The sequence below is a fragment of the Synechococcus sp. PCC 7336 genome (assembly GCF_000332275.1).
Lineage (GTDB): Bacteria > Cyanobacteriota > Cyanobacteriia > Thermostichales > PCC-7336 > PCC-7336.
In genome coordinates this window covers 3,432,884-3,451,453 of record NZ_CM001776.1, presented here as the reverse complement: position 1 = coordinate 3,451,453, position 18,570 = coordinate 3,432,884, and the positions used below count along the sequence as shown (strand labels likewise).

The 18,570-nt window shown below is 46.5% G+C and carries 9 protein-coding genes and 1 pseudogene; 4 read left to right on the top strand and 6 right to left on the bottom strand.

Going from position 1 to position 18,570, the window contains the following annotated elements; genetic code table 11:
* Nucleotides 1–19 precede the first annotated feature (19 nt).
* Together SYN7336_RS16565 and SYN7336_RS16560 are read right to left on the bottom strand one after the other, a co-directional pair.
* Nucleotides 20–559 carry a hypothetical protein gene (locus tag SYN7336_RS16565; RefSeq protein ID WP_017327067.1) on the bottom strand — a complete coding sequence of 180 codons (540 nt, stop codon included), beginning with the start codon at nt 557–559 and terminating at the stop codon, nt 20–22.
* Nucleotides 560–682: 123 nt separating this feature from the next.
* Nucleotides 683–1,573 carry a hypothetical protein gene (locus tag SYN7336_RS16560; protein WP_156820189.1) on the bottom strand — a complete coding sequence of 297 codons (891 nt, stop codon included), beginning with the start codon at nt 1,571–1,573 and terminating at the stop codon, nt 683–685.
* A gap of 642 nt (nt 1,574–2,215) precedes the next feature.
* Here SYN7336_RS16560 and SYN7336_RS16550 point away from each other — a divergent pair.
* Both SYN7336_RS16550 and SYN7336_RS26325 read left to right on the top strand, forming a co-directional pair.
* Entirely contained in the window at nt 2,216–2,551 is a 336-nt protein-coding gene (locus SYN7336_RS16550) for a DUF6572 domain-containing protein (RefSeq protein ID WP_017327065.1), read from the top strand.
* A 390-nt stretch (nt 2,552–2,941) separates the two neighbouring features.
* Nucleotides 2,942–3,966: pseudogene (locus SYN7336_RS26325) on the top strand (ISL3 family transposase).
* Nucleotides 3,967–4,444: 478 nt separating this feature from the next.
* Here SYN7336_RS26325 and SYN7336_RS16540 read toward each other — a convergent pair.
* The 3 genes from SYN7336_RS16540 to SYN7336_RS31040 form a co-directional block, all read right to left on the bottom strand.
* Nucleotides 4,445–5,176 (bottom strand): hypothetical protein, encoded by a 732-nt coding sequence (locus SYN7336_RS16540; protein WP_017327064.1) that lies wholly within the window; start codon nt 5,174–5,176, stop codon nt 4,445–4,447.
* Between the two features lie 667 nt (nt 5,177–5,843).
* Nucleotides 5,844–6,407, bottom strand: coding sequence for an SMI1/KNR4 family protein (locus SYN7336_RS16530; protein ID WP_017327062.1), 564 nt, complete (start codon nt 6,405–6,407; stop codon nt 5,844–5,846).
* Nucleotides 6,408–6,423: 16 nt separating this feature from the next.
* A complete protein-coding gene (locus SYN7336_RS31040) occupies nt 6,424–14,340 on the bottom strand; it encodes an FG-GAP-like repeat-containing protein (RefSeq protein ID WP_017327061.1) in 7,917 nt (2,638 codons plus the stop codon).
* 190 nt (nt 14,341–14,530) lie between these two features.
* Between SYN7336_RS31040 and SYN7336_RS29940 the strand changes: the two genes are divergently transcribed.
* Nucleotides 14,531–15,240 (top strand): IS1 family transposase gene (locus tag SYN7336_RS29940; RefSeq protein WP_227498526.1). Its coding sequence is split into 2 segments (ribosomal slippage): nt 14,531–14,810 and nt 14,810–15,240, totalling 711 coding nucleotides; the frame shifts between segments, so codons are not numbered across the junction.
* A 1,064-nt stretch (nt 15,241–16,304) separates the two neighbouring features.
* On the opposite strand, the gene SYN7336_RS26320 is transcribed toward SYN7336_RS29940, so the two are convergent.
* Complete coding sequence (locus tag SYN7336_RS26320; RefSeq protein ID WP_017327058.1) at nt 16,305–17,504, bottom strand: IS4 family transposase; 1,200 nt, start codon at nt 17,502–17,504, stop codon at nt 16,305–16,307.
* Nucleotides 17,505–17,644: 140 nt separating this feature from the next.
* Here SYN7336_RS26320 and SYN7336_RS29935 point away from each other — a divergent pair.
* Nucleotides 17,645–18,404, top strand: a protein-coding gene (locus SYN7336_RS29935; RefSeq protein ID WP_156820188.1) for an IS5 family transposase whose coding sequence is annotated in 2 segments (ribosomal slippage) — nt 17,645–17,965 and nt 17,967–18,404 — 759 coding nt in all. Because the reading frame shifts where the segments join, the coding sequence is not laid out codon by codon here.
* Nucleotides 18,405–18,570: the final 166 nt, after the last annotated feature.

The following is an 18,570-nucleotide window of genomic DNA, read 5'->3' as shown; positions in this document are numbered from 1 at the left end:
CCTCCAAGAATTAGGGTCCTTAATTTCTATTGATATTTTCTGAAAAGTCGGTATAAGCTTGTGCTGCAGACTCAGCTTCTTTATATGGATCGCCCAACGGAAAGTCCAAAAAATCTAGATGGATTCCTAAGGTTTTAATTTGTTGAATTTTCCGATCTTTGTTAAATTTTTTGATAGACTTGAAAGCCTCTCTAAAGATGATATATGTCTGCTCTTCAGGTGTATTTTTTTGGTTTGGCTTGATTTTGTATGCTAGGCTTCCATCAGACTTCAGACTTTTTTCTAAATGTCCAGGGAATAATGGTGTTGTAACTACCCAAGGGGGAGTTTTAGGTTCATTACGAGTGCTTAAGACTTGAGATACGCCATATACTAATTTCCCACCATATTTTTCATGAGAAAACATATTCATCATAAAAACAGCATCTAGCTGTGGCAAACTTATAAGTTTTGGAATACTGAGCTCTAGAAAAGTTACTCCTTCAATTGCAGAAAAAGCTGTTCTCCAAGCATTCAATATTTCTGAACGTAAATCTGCAATCACTAAATTCAACTTCATGAGAAACCTTCCATCATTTTACAACATAGTTCTAGCATGCATGCTAGATCAGTGCCTAAAATCCTTATCGATTTATACCAATAACTGATTCATGCAAGAGCTCTATATAGATATTTTCTTCTTTTATGGATTTCGAAGAGTGATGCTTGGCAGCTCCACAGGTGTATCTAGAAAAGGTAGAATATTTTGCGGAACAACTACTGTTGGGATACCTCTGTCTACACTTGATATCATATCTGCATTGATAAGAGGCTCAGGTATGCTTGTTTCAACTATAGTGAATGGAGATGGTGAAGGTTCATTCCTCAAACTGGCATTAAAATCTTGCCTAGCAAAACTCGCAGCACCTTCTTCGGTCGTAGAGAAAAACTTCCCTTGGCCCATTGCCGGAACATTCCGAAAAGCCTGACTATCTCTGATATCCTCAAGTTCCGCATCTTGTACAGCTCGGAAGAGAGGGACTGATGTTGGCTCGTCTGGACGAAGGTTGAGTGCTATATTATCGCTAGCAAAGCCATCATTATTTCTTAGTCTAGCCGTATTATCGCCTCTTTCAAAGACATTCCCACTATTTGTGTCGATGGAGCTACTGCCAGGGTTGCCAACATTACTACTTCCCGGAGTGTCAAGATTACGGTTAGTCCTGCTAAGTGCATCCCCGGCCTCATCAAGATTTCTGCCCCCGGAACCGGAAGTCAGCGCTGTGATGACGGCTAAAGCATCGCTAGCATTGAGCTCGCCATCCGTGAGCGTACGGCCGGCATTGAATACATCAACGCCAGTCTGTACATCATCAATCGAAGTGGCTACGCTGGCGGCCGTCCCCGTCCCGCCACTGAGTGCCGCAATCGTGGCATCGCGCACAAGTTCACCAGCGAAATTGGTTGTTTCGAAAATCAACCCTTCTTGATTGCGAATGGCTGCCTCCCCAAACAAGGCTTCCCTCACCAATGAGGTCCCGCCAAAGGTCAAGCCATTGCCAAAACCAGCAGCAGCTTGGTCAATCCCGTTCAAAATGTTATCCACCCGCTGACTGGAAATGAAGGCTTGGACGAGAGAGTTTCTGGGAGGAGGGAAGGAAAGGGGAGCGCGGGGACGAGTTGGAGCGGGATTGCTAGCGTCTCGCTCTAAAACAGTTTCAGGCTCAACCGGCTCAACCGAGTCTGATTTGAGTCGATCCCCGGTCGGAAGATTGGTGCCCAGTGGGGGAGAAACTGCATCGGGAGGCAACGGGACAGGGTCAATCGGGCCTCCGATGCTCAGTCTGAAGGTGGGCGTCGCGGCCGTTTGAGGCGAACCAACCGAATTGGGGGCAGAGGAGATATTGCCGTCGAGGTTGAGACTAGCCAGCGGGCTAAAGGGATTGCCGATCGCCTGATTGCCACTGGGGTCGATAAAGTTGAGCGGACTGTTCCCCACATAGCGATATAAATTGACATCTCCGGCAGCAAAACCAAGAAAATATTGTACTTTTCAAAATAAAAAATGCCTTAGAAAATCAAGGGCATGAGTTTTTGAACTCATTACCAGATAAATTCGCGAGTTTAACCTCTGTAGCACCTTAAAAATAATGGACAAAGCTTCCAAGATTTAAGGAATTGACTTTTAAATCTAGCTACCCTTTGATGTATACTTCTTTTAGGAGGAGATAAAGCTATGGCTATTGAAGATCCGAATGTAATTGATGCGGTGATACATGACTCAGAAACAGATTGTGTTTCTCTTGTAGCTATTCATGCTGGAGAATGGTGTGAAAAGAACCATTGTATTGACTTATTAAAATCTAAATTGGATAACTATCTAGAATTTCTATCTAGTGGAAAATTTAGTAAGTTATATTCCCAGTACTCACACAAAGAAGTTAGAATTCAACTGGAATTAGGTAAAAAGCCGCCGCTGTTTATTTCGAACTTTCTCGATGCATTGAAGTCAGAACTCAAAGAAGAATATAAGATCAATTTCATAGTTAATGTTCACGATCTTCCTGGTTGATATGGATAAGAACACTGAACTAAAAGGCTCTTCCGGTCCTGCTATGCCAAACAAGGCAAAAAGAACAAATCTACTAAAATCAAAACTTCTATTCCGAGGCCAGAGCTCTTACTGAGCATGGATTACAAGAGATTGAATCATATAAATATCTGAATGATAATGTAGATATCATCTTTAAAGGATCATAATATACTCGCCACAGCCTGTCAAAAACTACTCACAGAGACATTGGATCTGCCTGGGTCTCGGGTCACAGGATATCAAACTCTTGAAGGTATCGGCATCTTCTTGGAACTAGAGTCAGAAAGTCGACAAGCCATTTGTCCTCATTGCGGTTAGACGAGTCGAAGACTGCACCAAAATCACCGGTACTTAGTTAGAGACTTGCCAATGAGTGGACAATCTGTTTATCTACGAATCAATCGCCGTCAATTTAAGTGTAAGAATTGTGGAAAGCCATTCAGTGAAGTGCTAGAGCATGTTGACAAGAATAGAACTTATACAAAGCGCTTAGCCAGAGCAATCATTGGTCAGGTTTTGGATAGTGATATCCGGAGTGTGGCAGAACGCAACGATCTAAGTGATGATGAGATCCAAACAATTCTCAATGAATTGGGCGAGCAATTAATTCAAGAAGTACCAGAAGGATTAAAGAGGTTAGGAATCGATGAGATTTCATTAGTCAAAGGACAGGGTAACTATTGTGCTGTCTTAGTGGACCTAGATCTTAGGAAGCCACTCATGTTGCTAGAGTCACGTCGTCAAGAGGAATTGCGTCAAGTCTTTACTGGATGGGGAGAAGAGGTGTTGAGTAGAATTGTGGAAGCCAGTATCGATCTGTGGAGGCCATACCGGGATCTAGTTGAAGAAATGATGCCAAATGCGACAGTGGTGGCAGATAGGTTTCATGTAATGAAGATAGTCAACGAAGAGCTAGACAAAGAGAGAAGAAAGCTGCGGGAAAGATTGAGAGCAAAGCAGAAAGGGAGGAAAAGCTAGAAGCAATCAATAAAACAAAATATGTTTTATTAAAGAATGAAGAGAATTTAAATTCAGAGCAGCATGAAAAGTTGTTGAATCTAGCGAAAGAAGTACCTGTTTTAGGAAAAATGCATGAACTTAAAGAGGAGTTTAGAAGCATTTTTGATGACTTCGATAATTGGTTGGATGGCTCATATAAGCTAATCTCTTGGCTAAAGAAATCAAAGGAATATTTTCCTGAAAGTTATGGGACGATTGTGAGATGGTGTGGAGAGATCTGTGGTTACTTTGACCAGAAAACAAGCAGCGGTATAGTTGAAGGAATCAACAACAAGCTTAAACTGATTAAGAGATTGGGCTATGGCTTTAGAAACTTTGAAAACTTCAAAACTAGAGCTCTGCTTTGTTGGTACTTTGAGTCAAAAATAGCATAGTCAGAACCGATGAGCCATTCTGGCTAAATTATTGAACATACTTCGATCCGCTGTGATGAGTTGAGGAACTACACCGGATTCAACATCAGCAAAGAATGCTTCAGCTACAATTTGTCTGTCAGCAGTCCCTCTTGGTCTGTCTACAATGCGACCAGGCTGTTGTAATTCAGTTAGTAAAGACTGGAATTCAGGGCTACTGCTACTAACAGTTGTAGGTACTTGTCCTAGACCAGATGGTGCTGTCGGTAATTCTCCAGCACCTCTACTAGTTATTCTTAGATCCGATCCTAGGCTCTGCAGTCGGTCGACTGTGGCCTGATCAATAGGATTGAGACTAGCCCCTTGGCTCTGGTTCCTCAAGGCAATTGCAGCGTTAGAATCAAGAACTACTGAATTAGAGCTGAGAGGCGTGTTTAGACTTGGACTCGCTACTCTATTTGGGTTTGTTAGTCACCTCCCCATAATCCCTATATAGAGCCTAGGATTTAAGGTCATCAAACTGCAAAGCAAATTTCCCAATTGGCTTCTCTGAATAACTACTTGGATCCACAAAATGGTCGATGCCTAGCAGAGTCTCCAATCGTTCTCTTTCTTGCTCGGCACAGTCCATGACATTCTCAGCAAGCTGGATATTAGCACCACCATTATCATCAAAACTAGCTTCCTTCAAAGACTTGAGCTTTTCCTTGCCAAGAAAATCCACATACCTACTGTTAAAATATGTTAACCAAAAAATTCCAAGTAGCTCTCTCCGAATATCTACAGCACCTGATGGTTTCTTCTTCTTTGCAATGTTCGATAACAGATCGCCAAACGAGTAGAAGGATCCAAGGAAACTATTGCCCGTCATAAACAGATGTAAGAGTTTTCTTGTGCTTGCTTCACCTCTCAAGAAGTCAGTTGACACATACCAAGTTAAGCTGTTTGGATATTCTTTTAATTCCCTGCTGCAAATATTTATTGAAAACTCAATATTAACGTCCTCAAATTTACCAAATAGACTATGACGATTTTCTTCGGAGTCAAAATCAATTATATAACTTGAAACAGAGTCAAGGTCTTTAGCCTTCCTTTTGACCGGATCTCTCCTATCTAAATATGTAATCTTTGATCTCAAAATCTCCTGTGCCCTTTCAAAGAAACCTATCCAGACGTCTTTGCTCTGCCAGTTTGCTGCAGAAAAATGATATATCCATATTTTGTTTGTCAATTTTAGTCCTCCAATAAATTCTGTCTATTAAGTGGATTGAAAGGATCTTGAAAAGCGTTTTCTAGTGGTCTTGATACTGTAGCCTCAGGCCGAAGAAACACATCTACCCTTCCGTTAGGACCGACAAGATCCACATCATCCCTGAGTTGTTGGGTAAGGTCCTGGCTCTGTCCCGATTTTACCTCAACAACGATAGTTGGCTGTCTAGTATTTATATCTTGAGCGAGTACTTGATCCGGTATACGATTTCTACCGTTTACGGGAAATGACTGAGTATTTTGATCAACCCCTGTAATACGACTGGCTAATTCTTCAGATTCCCTTGACGGTAGAGCAGTAGAGCCTGAGCCTGAAGGACTAGCAAACTTTCCATCTCTTGTACGAAAACCATTATTAAAGACAATATCATCTCCACTATTTTGGACAATGGAACTACTGCCAGGGGCATCAAGATTGAGGCCATTAGGACTGTCAAGATTGAGTCTTGTATTGTCAAGGGCATCCCCTGCTCCATTTCTGCCCCCAGAACCAGAAGTCAGCGCCGTGATGCGGAACTATTCGAATTTCCTACACTATTGTTTTGAGGAATAATGTTTCCATTTGGATCATTCCTCAATCCATCCCTGTTTTACTCAACTCTACTTTGCACTTCGTTACAAACAGCTTCTTAATGGACTTGCTCATCAGAATTATATTGCTGAGAAATTTCTATAAATCGTATGTCATCCATGTCTAAATAACCTTCGTCTGAAACAAAGATGACACCGCTCTTAAAACATTCTAAAACAGCGGAAAACATAAACATTAAATTTCTATATTCACTCAAAACTCTATTTTCTCCAACGAAAAATCTCAAAATAGGTGCTCTGCTACCATCAGATAGAGCTAAATCAACAGCATAAAAATCTCCACCTCCATTTGCAAATATTGGAAACCAGTCCTTATTCCAACGTGAATCATCTCTCATGGCCAGATACTGAGCGATGGCATCATACAAGCTAAAAAAATAGTACCCTGGAAAAAAATAAATATCATCCAAAACAACACCTTGTGGGTATTTCGTTCCATTTCGCCACTTATACATCTCTACCATCTCTTTGCTTGGAGATAGATCCAATTTTTCAAATTCAGAATATATAAATGACTCTTGGAGCCCAGCATCTAAGTAAGAGACCACTGGCCGGTTAAATTCTTCCAGGATGGAGAATATTTCGTTCATTAATTCAAACATATGCTTTATTCAGTCTTTAATTTACAACATCAACATTGAATTGATCGCCGTCATCTATATTATTTTGGGTGAAGAATGCACTAAGCTGTCCACCTTGCCTAGACTGTTCTATTTCCGGTACGGCCCTTACAGTTGCTCCAGATCCCCCCTCCCTAGTGCTAGCGAATGGAAACTCATCTAGAGACATCCCAGATGGAGCTGGAGGCTGACCCTTAAGCGCTTCCCGTCGGTTACGGTTGATCCTTGCTTCATCTCTAGTCCTTGTCACTGTACTAGGCTGGCCGCTGCTAATGCCTTCTTCAATATTAGACGCGATATTAGGCATGCTAGTTCTACTTACTTCTAATGTTGGAAGATTTGCATTGGATGCCCGTCTACTCTGGGGAATATCTATCCTTGTTCCATCTGGATTTATTACTGTTAGTATCTCTTGAGAACCACTAGGGCCGTCAAGATTGAGTCTGGTATTGTCAAGTGCATCCCCTGCCCCATTTCTGCCCCCGGAACCGGAAGTCAGCGCTGTGATGACGGCGAAAGCATCGTCAGCATTGAGCTCGCCATCCGTGAGCGTGCGACCGGCATTGAATAAGTCAACACCAGTCTGCACGTTATCAACCGAAGTGGCTACTCTAGCGGCCGTCCCCGTCCCGCCACTGAGTGCCGCAATCGTGGCATCGCGCACAAGTTCACCAGCGAAATTGGTTGTTTCGAAAATCAACCCTTCTTGATTGCGAATGGCTGCCTCCCCAAACAAGGCTTCCCTCACCAATGAGGTCCCGCCAAAGGTCAAGCCATTGCCAAAACCAGCAGCAGCTTGGTCAATCCCGTTCAAAATGTTATCCACCCGCTGACTGGAAATGAAGGCTTGGACGAGAGAGTTTCTGGGAGGAGGGAAGGAAAGGGGAGCGCGGGGACGAGTTGGAGCGGGATTGCTAGCGTCTCGCTCTAAAACAGTTTCAGGCTCAACCGGCTCAACCGAGTCTGATTTGAGTCGATCCCCGGTCGGAAGATTGGTGCCCAGTGGGGGAGAAACTGCATCGGGAGGCAACGGGACAGGGTCAATCGGGCCTCCGATGCTCAGTCTGAAGGTGGGCGTCTCGGTAGTTTGAGGCGATCCGACAGAATTGGGGGCAGAGGAGATATTGCCGTCGAGGTTGAGACTAGCCAGCGGGCTAAAGGGATTGCCGATCGCCTGATTGCCACTAGGGTCGATAAAGTTGAGCGGACTGTTCCCCACATAGCGATATAAGTTGACATCTCCAGCAGCAAAGCCAATCGGGTCTTGGCTGATAAATTGACCGGTGGATGGGTCGAGATAGCGGGCGCGGAAGTAATACAGTCCCGTTTCCTCATCAAACTCTCGTCCCGTAAAGCTGAAGCGGAATTCAACGCTGGCATCGCTCTGGCTGGTGATGTTTCCGAAGCTGTCAAACGTGAGGTGGTTGACTACCGTGCCAGTGGAGTCGGCTATATCCCGCACCGTGTTTTGATGGTCGCTCAGGGCATACAGAACATTGCCCGCCCCATCCTCTTGCGCCACGACCCGGTCGATCGATGTGCTGTGGAGGAAGCGTTGGGTTATGTCACCGCTCTCGTCCGTCACCAGGGCAATCTCGCTGCCGTCGTACAGATACCGTTCGGTTTGCCCGTCTACAGTGCGCCCAATGCGGCGATCGAGGGCGTCGTAGGTATATTCCGCTCGCCCAGTCTCGTTGCCGCTACTGTCGAGGGTGATGGCAGAGGTGAGGCGGTTGCGATGGTCGTATTCGTACTGGGTGACTTCGCCCGTGGCCTTATCGGTGCGTTGGATGCGACTGCCTTCGTTGTCGTAGGCGTAGGTGAAGTTCTCGTCTTCTAACAGTTGATTGTTGGGGCCGATGACATTGCCGACATCGGTGCGGTTGCCAGTGGCATCGAAGCTGAAGGCTTCATCAGTTTGAAAGTCGAAGTTGGCTTCGAGTTGCTGGCCGCTGGCGTCGTAACTGAACGTGCTGAGGCCGTCTAGCGATTGGATGGCAGTGATGCGATTGGCGGCGTCGAAGCTGTAGATGTAGCTGGCCAGCAGAGTGCCGTCTGCGTTGGTGTGGGCAATTTCGCTCAGGCGACCGGCAGCATCAAAGCTGTTGCTTGTAAAGATCGCCACTTGTGTACCTTCTAAGTCGTTGAAGGTGGTAGCGCCAATTAGTTGGCTGGCGGCATCATAGGTGTAGCTGACAAGTTTGTCGCTGACAGTGGCTCCGGTTTGCGCGATCTCGGTGACGCGATTGAGGGCGTCGTAGCTGAAGGTTTCAAGGCCCGTTTCGAGTCCCTCGATGCTATCGGTGACACTGAGGCGATTGCCGACGGCGTCGTAGGTGTAGTCGAGGGTGAAGGTGGGCGTGTCGAGAGTGCCGGTATTATCGCTGCGGCTGAGTTGTCCAACAGCGTCGTAAGTGTAGGTATAGCTGGAGTCGAAGTCACGGATGCCAATCAGTTGACTGGCGGCATCGTAGCTGTAGTCGATCTGGTCAACTGTGCTACCTACACTGTCTGAGAAGCGTTCTTGTGAGAGGCGATCGAGTAAATCGTAGCTGTAATCGGTTTGACGACCGTTGCGATCGATGAGGCTAGTTAAGTTACCGACTGCGTTGTAGCTAAAAGTGCGGCTGTCGCCCAGAGGATTGGTTTCGCGCACCAATAGGTCGCGGGCGTCATACTCATACGTGGTGGTGTTGCCGGAGGCGTCAGTGAAGGATGCGAGGGTACCGACAGCGGTATAGCCGGAGGTGGTGGTAAACCCGAGTGGATCGATAGTAGCGATCTCGCGGTTGAGTTCGTCGTAGACAAAGCGGGTGGTGTTGCCTAGAGCATCGGCTTGCGAGGTCAAATTGCTGACGGCGTCGTAGCTGAACAGTGTCGAGTTACCCAAGGCATCGGTGATGCGAGTTTGTCGGTTGAGCTCGTCATAACCGAAGCGAGTAGTGCGCCCCAACTCATCAGTAAAGGCAGTCTGATTGCCAACAGCATCGTAGATGAAGTTGATGCTATTCCCCAAAGCATTGGTGGTTTGGGTAAGGCGGTTGAGGACGTCATACTCAGAAGTCGTCACTCGCCCTAAGGCATCCTCGATAGCGTTAAGGTTGCCGACAGCGTCGTAGTTAAACAGGGTGGAGTTGCCGAGGGCATCGGTGATGCGAATTTGTTGATTGAGCGCGTCGTAACCGAAACTAGTGATGCGCCCTAACTCGTCTTTGGATGCAGTCAGATTTCCGACAGCGTCATAGGTAAAGTTGGTGCTATCCCCCAAAGCGTTAGTAGTTTGTACCAGACGGTTGAGCTCGTCATACTCCGAAGTCGTGACGCGCCCTAATTCATCCTGGAAAGCCGTCAGATTTCCTGCCGCATCGTAGGTGAAATTGGTGCTGTCACCCAAGGTATTGGTGGTTTGCACCAGACGGTTTAGCTCGTCATACTCCGAAGTCGTGACGCGCCCTAATTCATCCTGGAAAGCCGTCAGATTTCCTGCCGCATCGTAGGTGAAATTGGTGCTGTCACCCAAAGCATTGGTGGTTTGTACCAACCGATTGAACTCGTCATACTCCGAAGTCGTAACACGTCCTAATTCATCTTGGAAGACAGTCAGATTCCCTGCCGCATCGTAGGTGAAATTGGTGCTGTCACCCAAAGCGTTAGTAGTTTGAACTAGACGGTTGAGTTTGTCATACTCCGAAGTCGTAACCCGGCCTGATTCATCCTGGAAAGCAATCAGATTGCTGACGGCATCGTAGGTGAAATTGGTGCTGTCACCCAAAGCATTGGTGGTTTGTACCAGACGATTGAGCTCGTCATACTCCGAAGTTGTGATACGCCCTAGCTCGTCTTGGAATGCAGTTAAATTCCCCGCCGCATCGTAGATGAAGTTGGTGCTGTCATCCAAGGCATTGGTGGTTTGCACCAAACGATTGAGCTCGTCATAGTTTGAGGTTGTAACGCGCCCTAACTCATCTTGGGAGGCAGTCAAATTACCGACAGAATCATAGGTAAAGGTGACGCTGTCGCCTAAAGCATTAGTAGTCTGTACCAATCGATTGAGAACGTCATACTCCGAAGTCGTAACCCGCCCTAATTCGTCTTGGAATGCAATCAGATTACCGACAGCATCGTAAGTATTTCTGAAACTATCACCTAAAATATTAGTGGTTTGAGTCAAGCGATTGAGATTATCGAATGCGAACGTCGTCACCCGACCGAGCTCGTCCTCCCGCGCGATAACGTTACCAACAGCGTCGTAGGTCAAAGTGACACGATCGCCTACAGCATTGGTGGTTTCCACCAAACGGTTGAGCCCGTCATAGCTGAGGGTGCTAACACGGCCTAATGCATCGATAGTCTCGATGAGATTGCCTTCGCCGTCGTAACTCAGACGGTTAGTTTCTCCCAATGCATCCGTCACTTCGGCCAAACGATTCAGCTCGTCGTAGACCGAAGTCGTAATACGCCCTAGCTCATCTTCAATTGCGATCTGGTTGCTAACGCCGTCGTAGGTATAGCGAATCGTTCCTCCCAACGCATCAATACTGCTGGAGAGGCGATCGCGACTGTCATAACTAAATTCAGTGATGCGACCTAACTCATCCTCTACTGTGGCAAGGTTGCTATTTTCGTCATAGGAAAATTGATTGGAATTCCCCAACGCATCCGTTTGCGATTCCAGTCGATTGAGGGCGTCATAAGCAAACCTGCTGACGCGACCGAGGGCATCTTCAGTGCTAATCAGATTGCCGTTGGCATCGAAGCTAGAGTGAGAAACATTATTCAGTGAATCGATCTGCTCTACTTGGCGATTGAGGGCGTCATAGCGAATCTGTGTGACGCGACTCAGCTCGTCTTCAATCGCAATTAAGTTGCCCACGCCATCGTAAGTTAGTTGCGAGGATTGCAAATTGGCATCGATAGTGCGGATGAGGCGATCGCGATTGTCATATTCAAACTGAGTGGTCAGTCCGCGCTCGTCAGTCGAGCTAATCAGATTTCCAACTGGATCGTATTCAAATGACTGCTGGTTGCTGAACGGATCGAGTTGTGCGATCTGGCGATCGAGCTCGTCATAGGTAAATTCAAATCGAACGCCATTACGATCGGTAGTGGCAATTAGGTTATCGACGAGATCGTATTCATAGGTAATCGTATTTCCTGCCGCATCGCGAGTCGAAATCAGGCGATCGCGAGCATCGTATTGGTAATTCGTGGAATTACCGCGGGCATCTGTAACTTGAACTAAGTTATCATCGCGATCGTAGAGAAATTGGCTGCGACTGCCATCCGGTTCGATTGTTTCGATGCGACGATTTCGGCTGTCATAAACATGCTGGGTAACATTGCCTCTAAAATCTGTTTCGGCAATTAAGTTCCCGCTGGAGTCGTATTCAAACGTGAAGCGATCGCCGTTGGCATTAACGATCGCTGTTTGGCGATCGCGCTCGTCATATTCGTAGCGGGTCAGGTTGCTATTAGCATCAGTCTCGGCAATCAAATTGCCAGACTCGTCATAGGTAAAGGTTGCTACTGGAGAAAGCAGCGGTCCATCGCCATCGGGATCGGCATCAGTCTGTCGAATCAAGCGATTGAGTTCGTCGTAGACAAATTCAGTACGATTGCCGTTCTCATCAATGAGTGCAGAGACATTACCGGTAAAGTCTGAATATTCATAGCGAATTGTGGCTTCATCCACAGTACCGACTGCAAAGGTAGTGGCAATCAAGCGCCCAAATTCGTCATAGTCGTTGTCTGTGACGCGACCCAGAGCATCGGTTTCTATATCGACCAATCCCAGTTCGGTATAGGTGAACTGGGTTACAACATCGTCGGTTTCGCCAGAGGTGCGATCGTCTTGGCCCACAACCTGTCGGGCCACCAAGACATTGCCCGTGGTTGGATCGAGCTCGAAGAACGTGTCGCGCCCCAACTCATCGGTGCGACGGGTGAGTTGATTGAATACAGGGTCGTACTCAAACGTTTGTCTAGCTGGGATGGGCCGACCGCTGCGCTGAATAGCAATATCACGCCCGTTACTATGACGTCCGATCGCATCATCTACCCCGTCGCCATCCAGATCTGCCAGAGAGATAGTAGTGATGCGTCCGCCACCAAATTGAGATATGTTGTCGGAAACAAATTGAAATAGATTTTCAGGTTGGTTGCCGATGAACTCACCCTCTCCATTCGTTCGCGATGCAGCTAAGTTCATGAATGAAGTTGGTCTAGCAACGACTACATCGAGATTGCCATCGCCATCGACATGACCGATCGCTAGAGAATCAGTGCCGCCACCTACCGTTTGGAAGGAGTTCAAGCTGAAGCTTCCGCTACCATTGCCCAACCAGATCGAGACGCGATCGGTAGACCCCACTGAAGACTCAGGACTAGGAAAAAGGGCTCTATCCGTCAAGGTAACTAAATCGAGGAAGCCATCGTCATTGAGATCGGCGAGCTCGAACTCAGCAAGACGAGTGGTAGAGCCAAGTGCATTATTTGGAACAGTCCAAAATGTGTTGTCAGCTATGAATGAACCCTCCCCATTCCCCAACGCAACAGAGAGGTTAGTACCTGAAGAGTAGAGCAGATCGGCATCGCCATCTAGGTCGATATCGCCTAACTGAATTTGGTCTACTTCTTCCAGTAACTTGAACTCACCCAGTTGAGTGAGGCTACCATCTACTGCTGAGAAGGTAAAGATGCGATTGTAGTCTTCAGTGACGGTTGCGGAACCGCCACCATAACCACCACCATAACCACCGCCATAGCCGCCACCGGTATCGGGCATCCCAATGGCTCGTTCGCCCGTGACGTTCACCGCCACATCGAGCTTGCCATCGCCATCAATGTCCGCTATTGCAATGTCCGTCAAGTCCAAGGTTGTATCTGGAACGGAAATGACAAAGCTATCTTCAAATTCAAATCTGCCCGCACCGTCCCCCAGAAAAATAGACAGGCTGTCTGTGAAAGAACGATTTTTAACCAGATCTAGATATCCATCGCTGTTGAAGTCCCCCAAGGCAAACACAGACGTCGGTCCAATCTCCGAAAGAATTTGAGGGCCAAATTGAGCATTACCATTGCCAAGTTGGACGGAGAACCCACCGCTGATGCGTGTAACGATATCGATATGTCCATCGTTGTTGAGGTCTGCAGTTACTGGAGAACCAGTACGAGGAGCAAAACCATCATTAGGAATGTTTTCGAGAGGGAAGAAGCCGAATTGATCCGAGGGTATTTCTTCATCAATAACCTCAACAACATTGCCACGCCCGTCATAGACAAAATGAGTCGTGAAGCCTCTCGCATCAGTAGAAGCTGTGACTTGATTTTGTGCGTCAAAGACAAAAGTATCGTCAAAGCCAAAACGATCTTGAATCGCATTGGGCTGCCCTGCCCGATCTAAGTTAATGGATGTGACATTGCCACTCGCATCGGCATAGTTAACGATCGGTTCGCGGCGGGAGGACGCCTCTGGTGCAGAATCTGGATTGCTCGTCAGCTCGGGCCGGAAGAGTCCTTGTTGAGCACTACGAATTTGGAGGGTAGAGCCATCTTTGCGCAGTGCTCCCGTGACGCGACCGGCAAAATCGTAGTAGGTTTCCTCGCGGTTGTCTAACTGGTCAACTTCAGCCGTGAGGTTGCGCTCCCGGTCGTACTCGAAGCTGCGGCTACTGCCGTCTGGGTCGGTGATACGAGTCAGATTTCCAAATTCGTCGTGCTCCAGTTGGGTCACTCGGTCGGCTGGATCGGTAATCGTATCGACACGACCGTCCGCACCATAGGTGAAAGTGGTTTCCAGACCCACCGGATCGACGATCGCCTGTAACTGCCCCAACTCGTTGTAGACGTATTGGGTCTGGTTACTATTGCGATCGGTGATGGAGAGTAACTGGTTGTCGGCGTTAAAGTGATGCACGGTGCGATCTGGGAAAGTGCGTTGGAAGCTACCGTCAGCCAGCCGCTCTAGGGTGGAGAAATCTCCAGCAACAGATTATTGTGCCAACTGGAATGCTTACTAAGTAAGTGTTCTAGAACATACTAGAGGATAAGGTAGTCTCCCAGATGTAAGGATAAGATCTCAAGGAAACTTTATTCACTCATATCCAATGCCGAATTGCCCAAGCTGTGAGTCAAAGGAAGTGGTTAAGAAAGGTCGCATCCATAACGGTAAGCAAAATTACAAATGTAAAGCCTGCGGTCGCCAGTTTGTTGAAGATCCACAGCAGAAACTCATCTCCCAGCAGACCAAAGACCTGATTGATAGGCTCTTGCTTGAAAAGATTCCTCTGGCCGGTATCGCCAGGGTTTGCGATGTCTCTGAGAGCTGGTTGCAGGACTACGTCAATCGCAAATATGAGTCGGTTCCCCGACAGGTCGAGGTGTCCTCAAAAAAAAAGGACGATTGACGATTCAGTGTGATGAAATGTGGTCGTTTGTCGGCGCTAAAGGCAACAAGCAGTGGATTTGGCTAGCTCTTGATGTCGGCACCCGCGAGATTGTCGGAGTTCATGTGGGCGATCGCTCCGAGCAGGGAGCCAGGCAACTGTGGGCCTCATTGCCGGATGTCTACCGCCAATGCGCGGTGGCCTACACCGATTTCTGGGATGCTTACGCTCTCGTCTTTCCACAGACACGTCACAAAGCTGTGGGTAAGGAAACTGGCAAAACTAGTTATATCGAGCGCTTCAACTGTACGATGCGCCAGCGAGTTTCACGCTTGGTTCGCAAGACTCTCTCCTTTTCTAAAAAGCTCGAGAACCATATCGGAGCCATCTGGATGTTTGTACATCACTACAACACATCCTTACATGTCTAGGACTACCGAGGATAAAATGGCGTAGTGACTCATCCTTCTTCTTTCATCGTCAGTCACTCAAAAATAAACAACACAATATTATGGAAAAGAGTCATACACTGTCATCATGTATGAAGCTCTTAGTATTTATCTAGGTAATAAGTTCAATAAATTATGCAATAATCTTACAGTGCGATTTAGGACAGATTAGCACAATAATCTGTCCCGCTTCCAACAGCTTTCAGTACCATAACAACTGGTTGCGGAATCTACTCATTGTCGGCTCCATGAACGGTTATATAGCAATTCTAGATGAGTTGTAAATTTGAGTCCTTGCTAGCATTGGGTTTCAGCCCTCAAGTCGTCTACGACTGACGTAGGATCGCTATAGATCCTGGCTTTCAGGGTTCTCCACAAAATCCGAAAGAAGCAGACTTATCATAGAGACAACACAACCACCCGACGTATAGTTCGCTTTAATTAGCTGTTTGATTTTTAATAAACTCATCAAACCTCCGACTTAGGGCAGCACCCAAAAACCAAGAAATTGACCAAAACAGCAACGCAATACCACCAGAATTAATAGGCTTAACCTAGCCTAAGACAAGTGGAATAATAGCAGTTGAAAAAACAGCAAAAAAGCAGAAGCAAGTAGCTATTATAAGCAAAATTAGTTTAGACATGCAAAAACCTTGAGTGTCTTGCGACTCATTTGTTTTTAAATAATTTTTATAAAAAAGGGTTTGAAAACTCATTCTAAAAACAAACTTCAAGGTCAAACCTTGTAGAAAACCCATAGATGCGAAGACAAAATTCATACAACTTGGCCTTTGAATTAGTGCCAATGAGAATTATGCATATACGCCTTAATTTTATCTCATTTAACGATTTTGATCAACAAGACTTCAACAGATTATCGAGATACTCATAGAGTAAATCTACAGAAATAAGGCTTTTTTAAAAACTGACATGTTAGATACATATATAATTCATCGTCTAGCTTCCTCGATCTTGGCTTGAACTCAAGTATCCTATCTATATCCTATTGCCAAATGAGTCGTTTCATTAGACTTATTTTGTGAATGCTAGGGCTTATCATCAGTTAGGAAATGTGTCATAACTAGCTGGCGGGGTGACATAGGGGTATATGATTCAGCTATAATAAGCTTTATGGCCCTTATGCCTCTCTTATAAAAAGATAGCTTTCGAGGTTTCAGGACGATATATTGTGCAATCAAATCCCAGAGGTCTAGTCCAAAGCAAGCCAGGGAGTAGGCAGACAAACCAATCGCAAATGCACTGTGTCGCCGATGTTTCCGTCCAGCCTCTCGTGGTCTCACGACATACTGATGAATATTTTGATGCTGCATCTTCTCCCCTTTAAAAGTAGCCATATAATAAGCTAACGAAACCAGCAATGCCATTGAGATAAAGCGTTTGCCGGTCAATTTTGAATCTTCCAGGTTATAGCCTCCCTTCTTCCAATCCCGAAACATTTCTTCAATTCCCATGCGGCAAGAGTAAGCCTTCAAAACTCCATCTAGGTCCGTCAGATTACTCATAATATACCAAGTCTCTTTCGTGACATTGGAGCCATAATTTCGCTTTCTTCTTGCTGCTACATTGATCGGTCCAAATCCTTTTGTCTTAGTGACTTTTACATCAGAGAAAAAGTGAGACTCTCCAGCCTGAATGCCAAGCTGTGATAATTGTGCCTGGGTTTGCCCAGGAAGTTCGATATACTCGTTCTTTTTCAGGCGCAAAGCCATGTAGGCTCCCTGCTCTCCCAGCCACTTTGCCAGGTCAACTCCACAGAATTCTCGGTCACCCAGTAAGACCACAGTATAGTCGCTTAGGAGTTCCAAAACTGGTTTGAGAAATGTGATTTGTTCCTCATAATTGCTACTACCTCGCTTATTCAATAAAGCAAATTTAACTGGAATTGCTCGATTATGATAGATCAGGCTAACCAGAATGAGATTATAGTCGTACCATTGGGTTCTATCAATGGCTAAATATAGAACTGTCTGAGTGGTAAACTTCCGCTTGAGCCAATCTAGCAAGAGCGGCCACCAGATATGTTCTATCACCCAATGTTTAAAGCTCAGAAAACGCTGGAGTTTGCGACGGCAACTCTCCATTAAAATCGGCAAGGGTAATTTTTGCGCCAGTTGTTCTAGCTTGACGATTTTGTCGCGTTGCAGCACCATCAGGAGCAAATTCAATAGCCAAAGTTCAGAAGGATTAAGTTTGGTAGCCAGCAGGGTTTGATAAGATGATTCCATGTTTTTTTCGGAAGCTAGGTGTAATCCATTACGTCCTAGCTTTTTTTCTGCCTCCGGGCAAGCCCCTATCCCTTGCTCCGTATGCCTCCTGTGCTGTAGTGTCACCCCGTCAGCATAACTAGCCTAAAACGAGATGCCAGATACGTCGCTACGCACTCAGAGATGACCAGTGGGAAAAGATAAAGGACTTTCTACCAGGCCGCGAGGGGCATGTGGGTGGTACCGCCAAAGACAATCGACTGTTTGTCGATGCCGTTCTTTACCGCTATCGAGCAGGGATTCCCTGGCGTGACTTACCGGAACGCTTTGGTGACTTTCGAGTGGTGCACACTCGCTTCAGTCGCTGGAGCCGCAGCGGTGTGTGGGAGAAAATATTCAAGGTGTTGTGCGAAGATGCCGATAACGAATACGCCATGATTGACGCCACCATTGTGCGGGCTCATCAACACAGTGCTAGTGCCGAAAAAAAACGATAGCGACCAAGCCATCGGGCGCAGTAAAGGTGGGTTGAGCACAAAGATTCACGCTACTTGCGATGCTTTGGGTAACCCAACGGGCTTTTACCTGACGGCAGGACAATGCTGCGACCTGGATGGCTCCGATGTTTTGCTCGAGCAACTGGATGATGATGTCGAAGCGCTCTTGGCGAATAAGGCGTACGATGCCGATGAGCGTGTCCGTGAACGCTTGTCAGCGAAGGGCTGTGCTGCTGTGATCCCCCCCAAGTCCAATCGCAAGTCTCCTTGTTGCTATGACAAGCATCTCTACAAAGCCCGCCATTTGATTGAAAACTTTTTCGCCAAACTCAAGCAATATCGAGCCATTGCGACTCGTTACGATAAAACTGCTCGTAACTTCCTCGGAGCAATTTATTTAGCTGCTTCTGTCATCTGGCAATAGTCCTGACAGTTTTTGCTGAGACGGCTGAAACCCGCATTCTACCGTTAGAGATCGGGTCATCCCAAGGGCCTGAAACCCTCATTCTACCGTTGCTCCAAAAAAAGTGTCTGGAGTATTGATCTGGCTTAACTGATGACATGCCCTAGATCCTCTGCAACTTCATTGA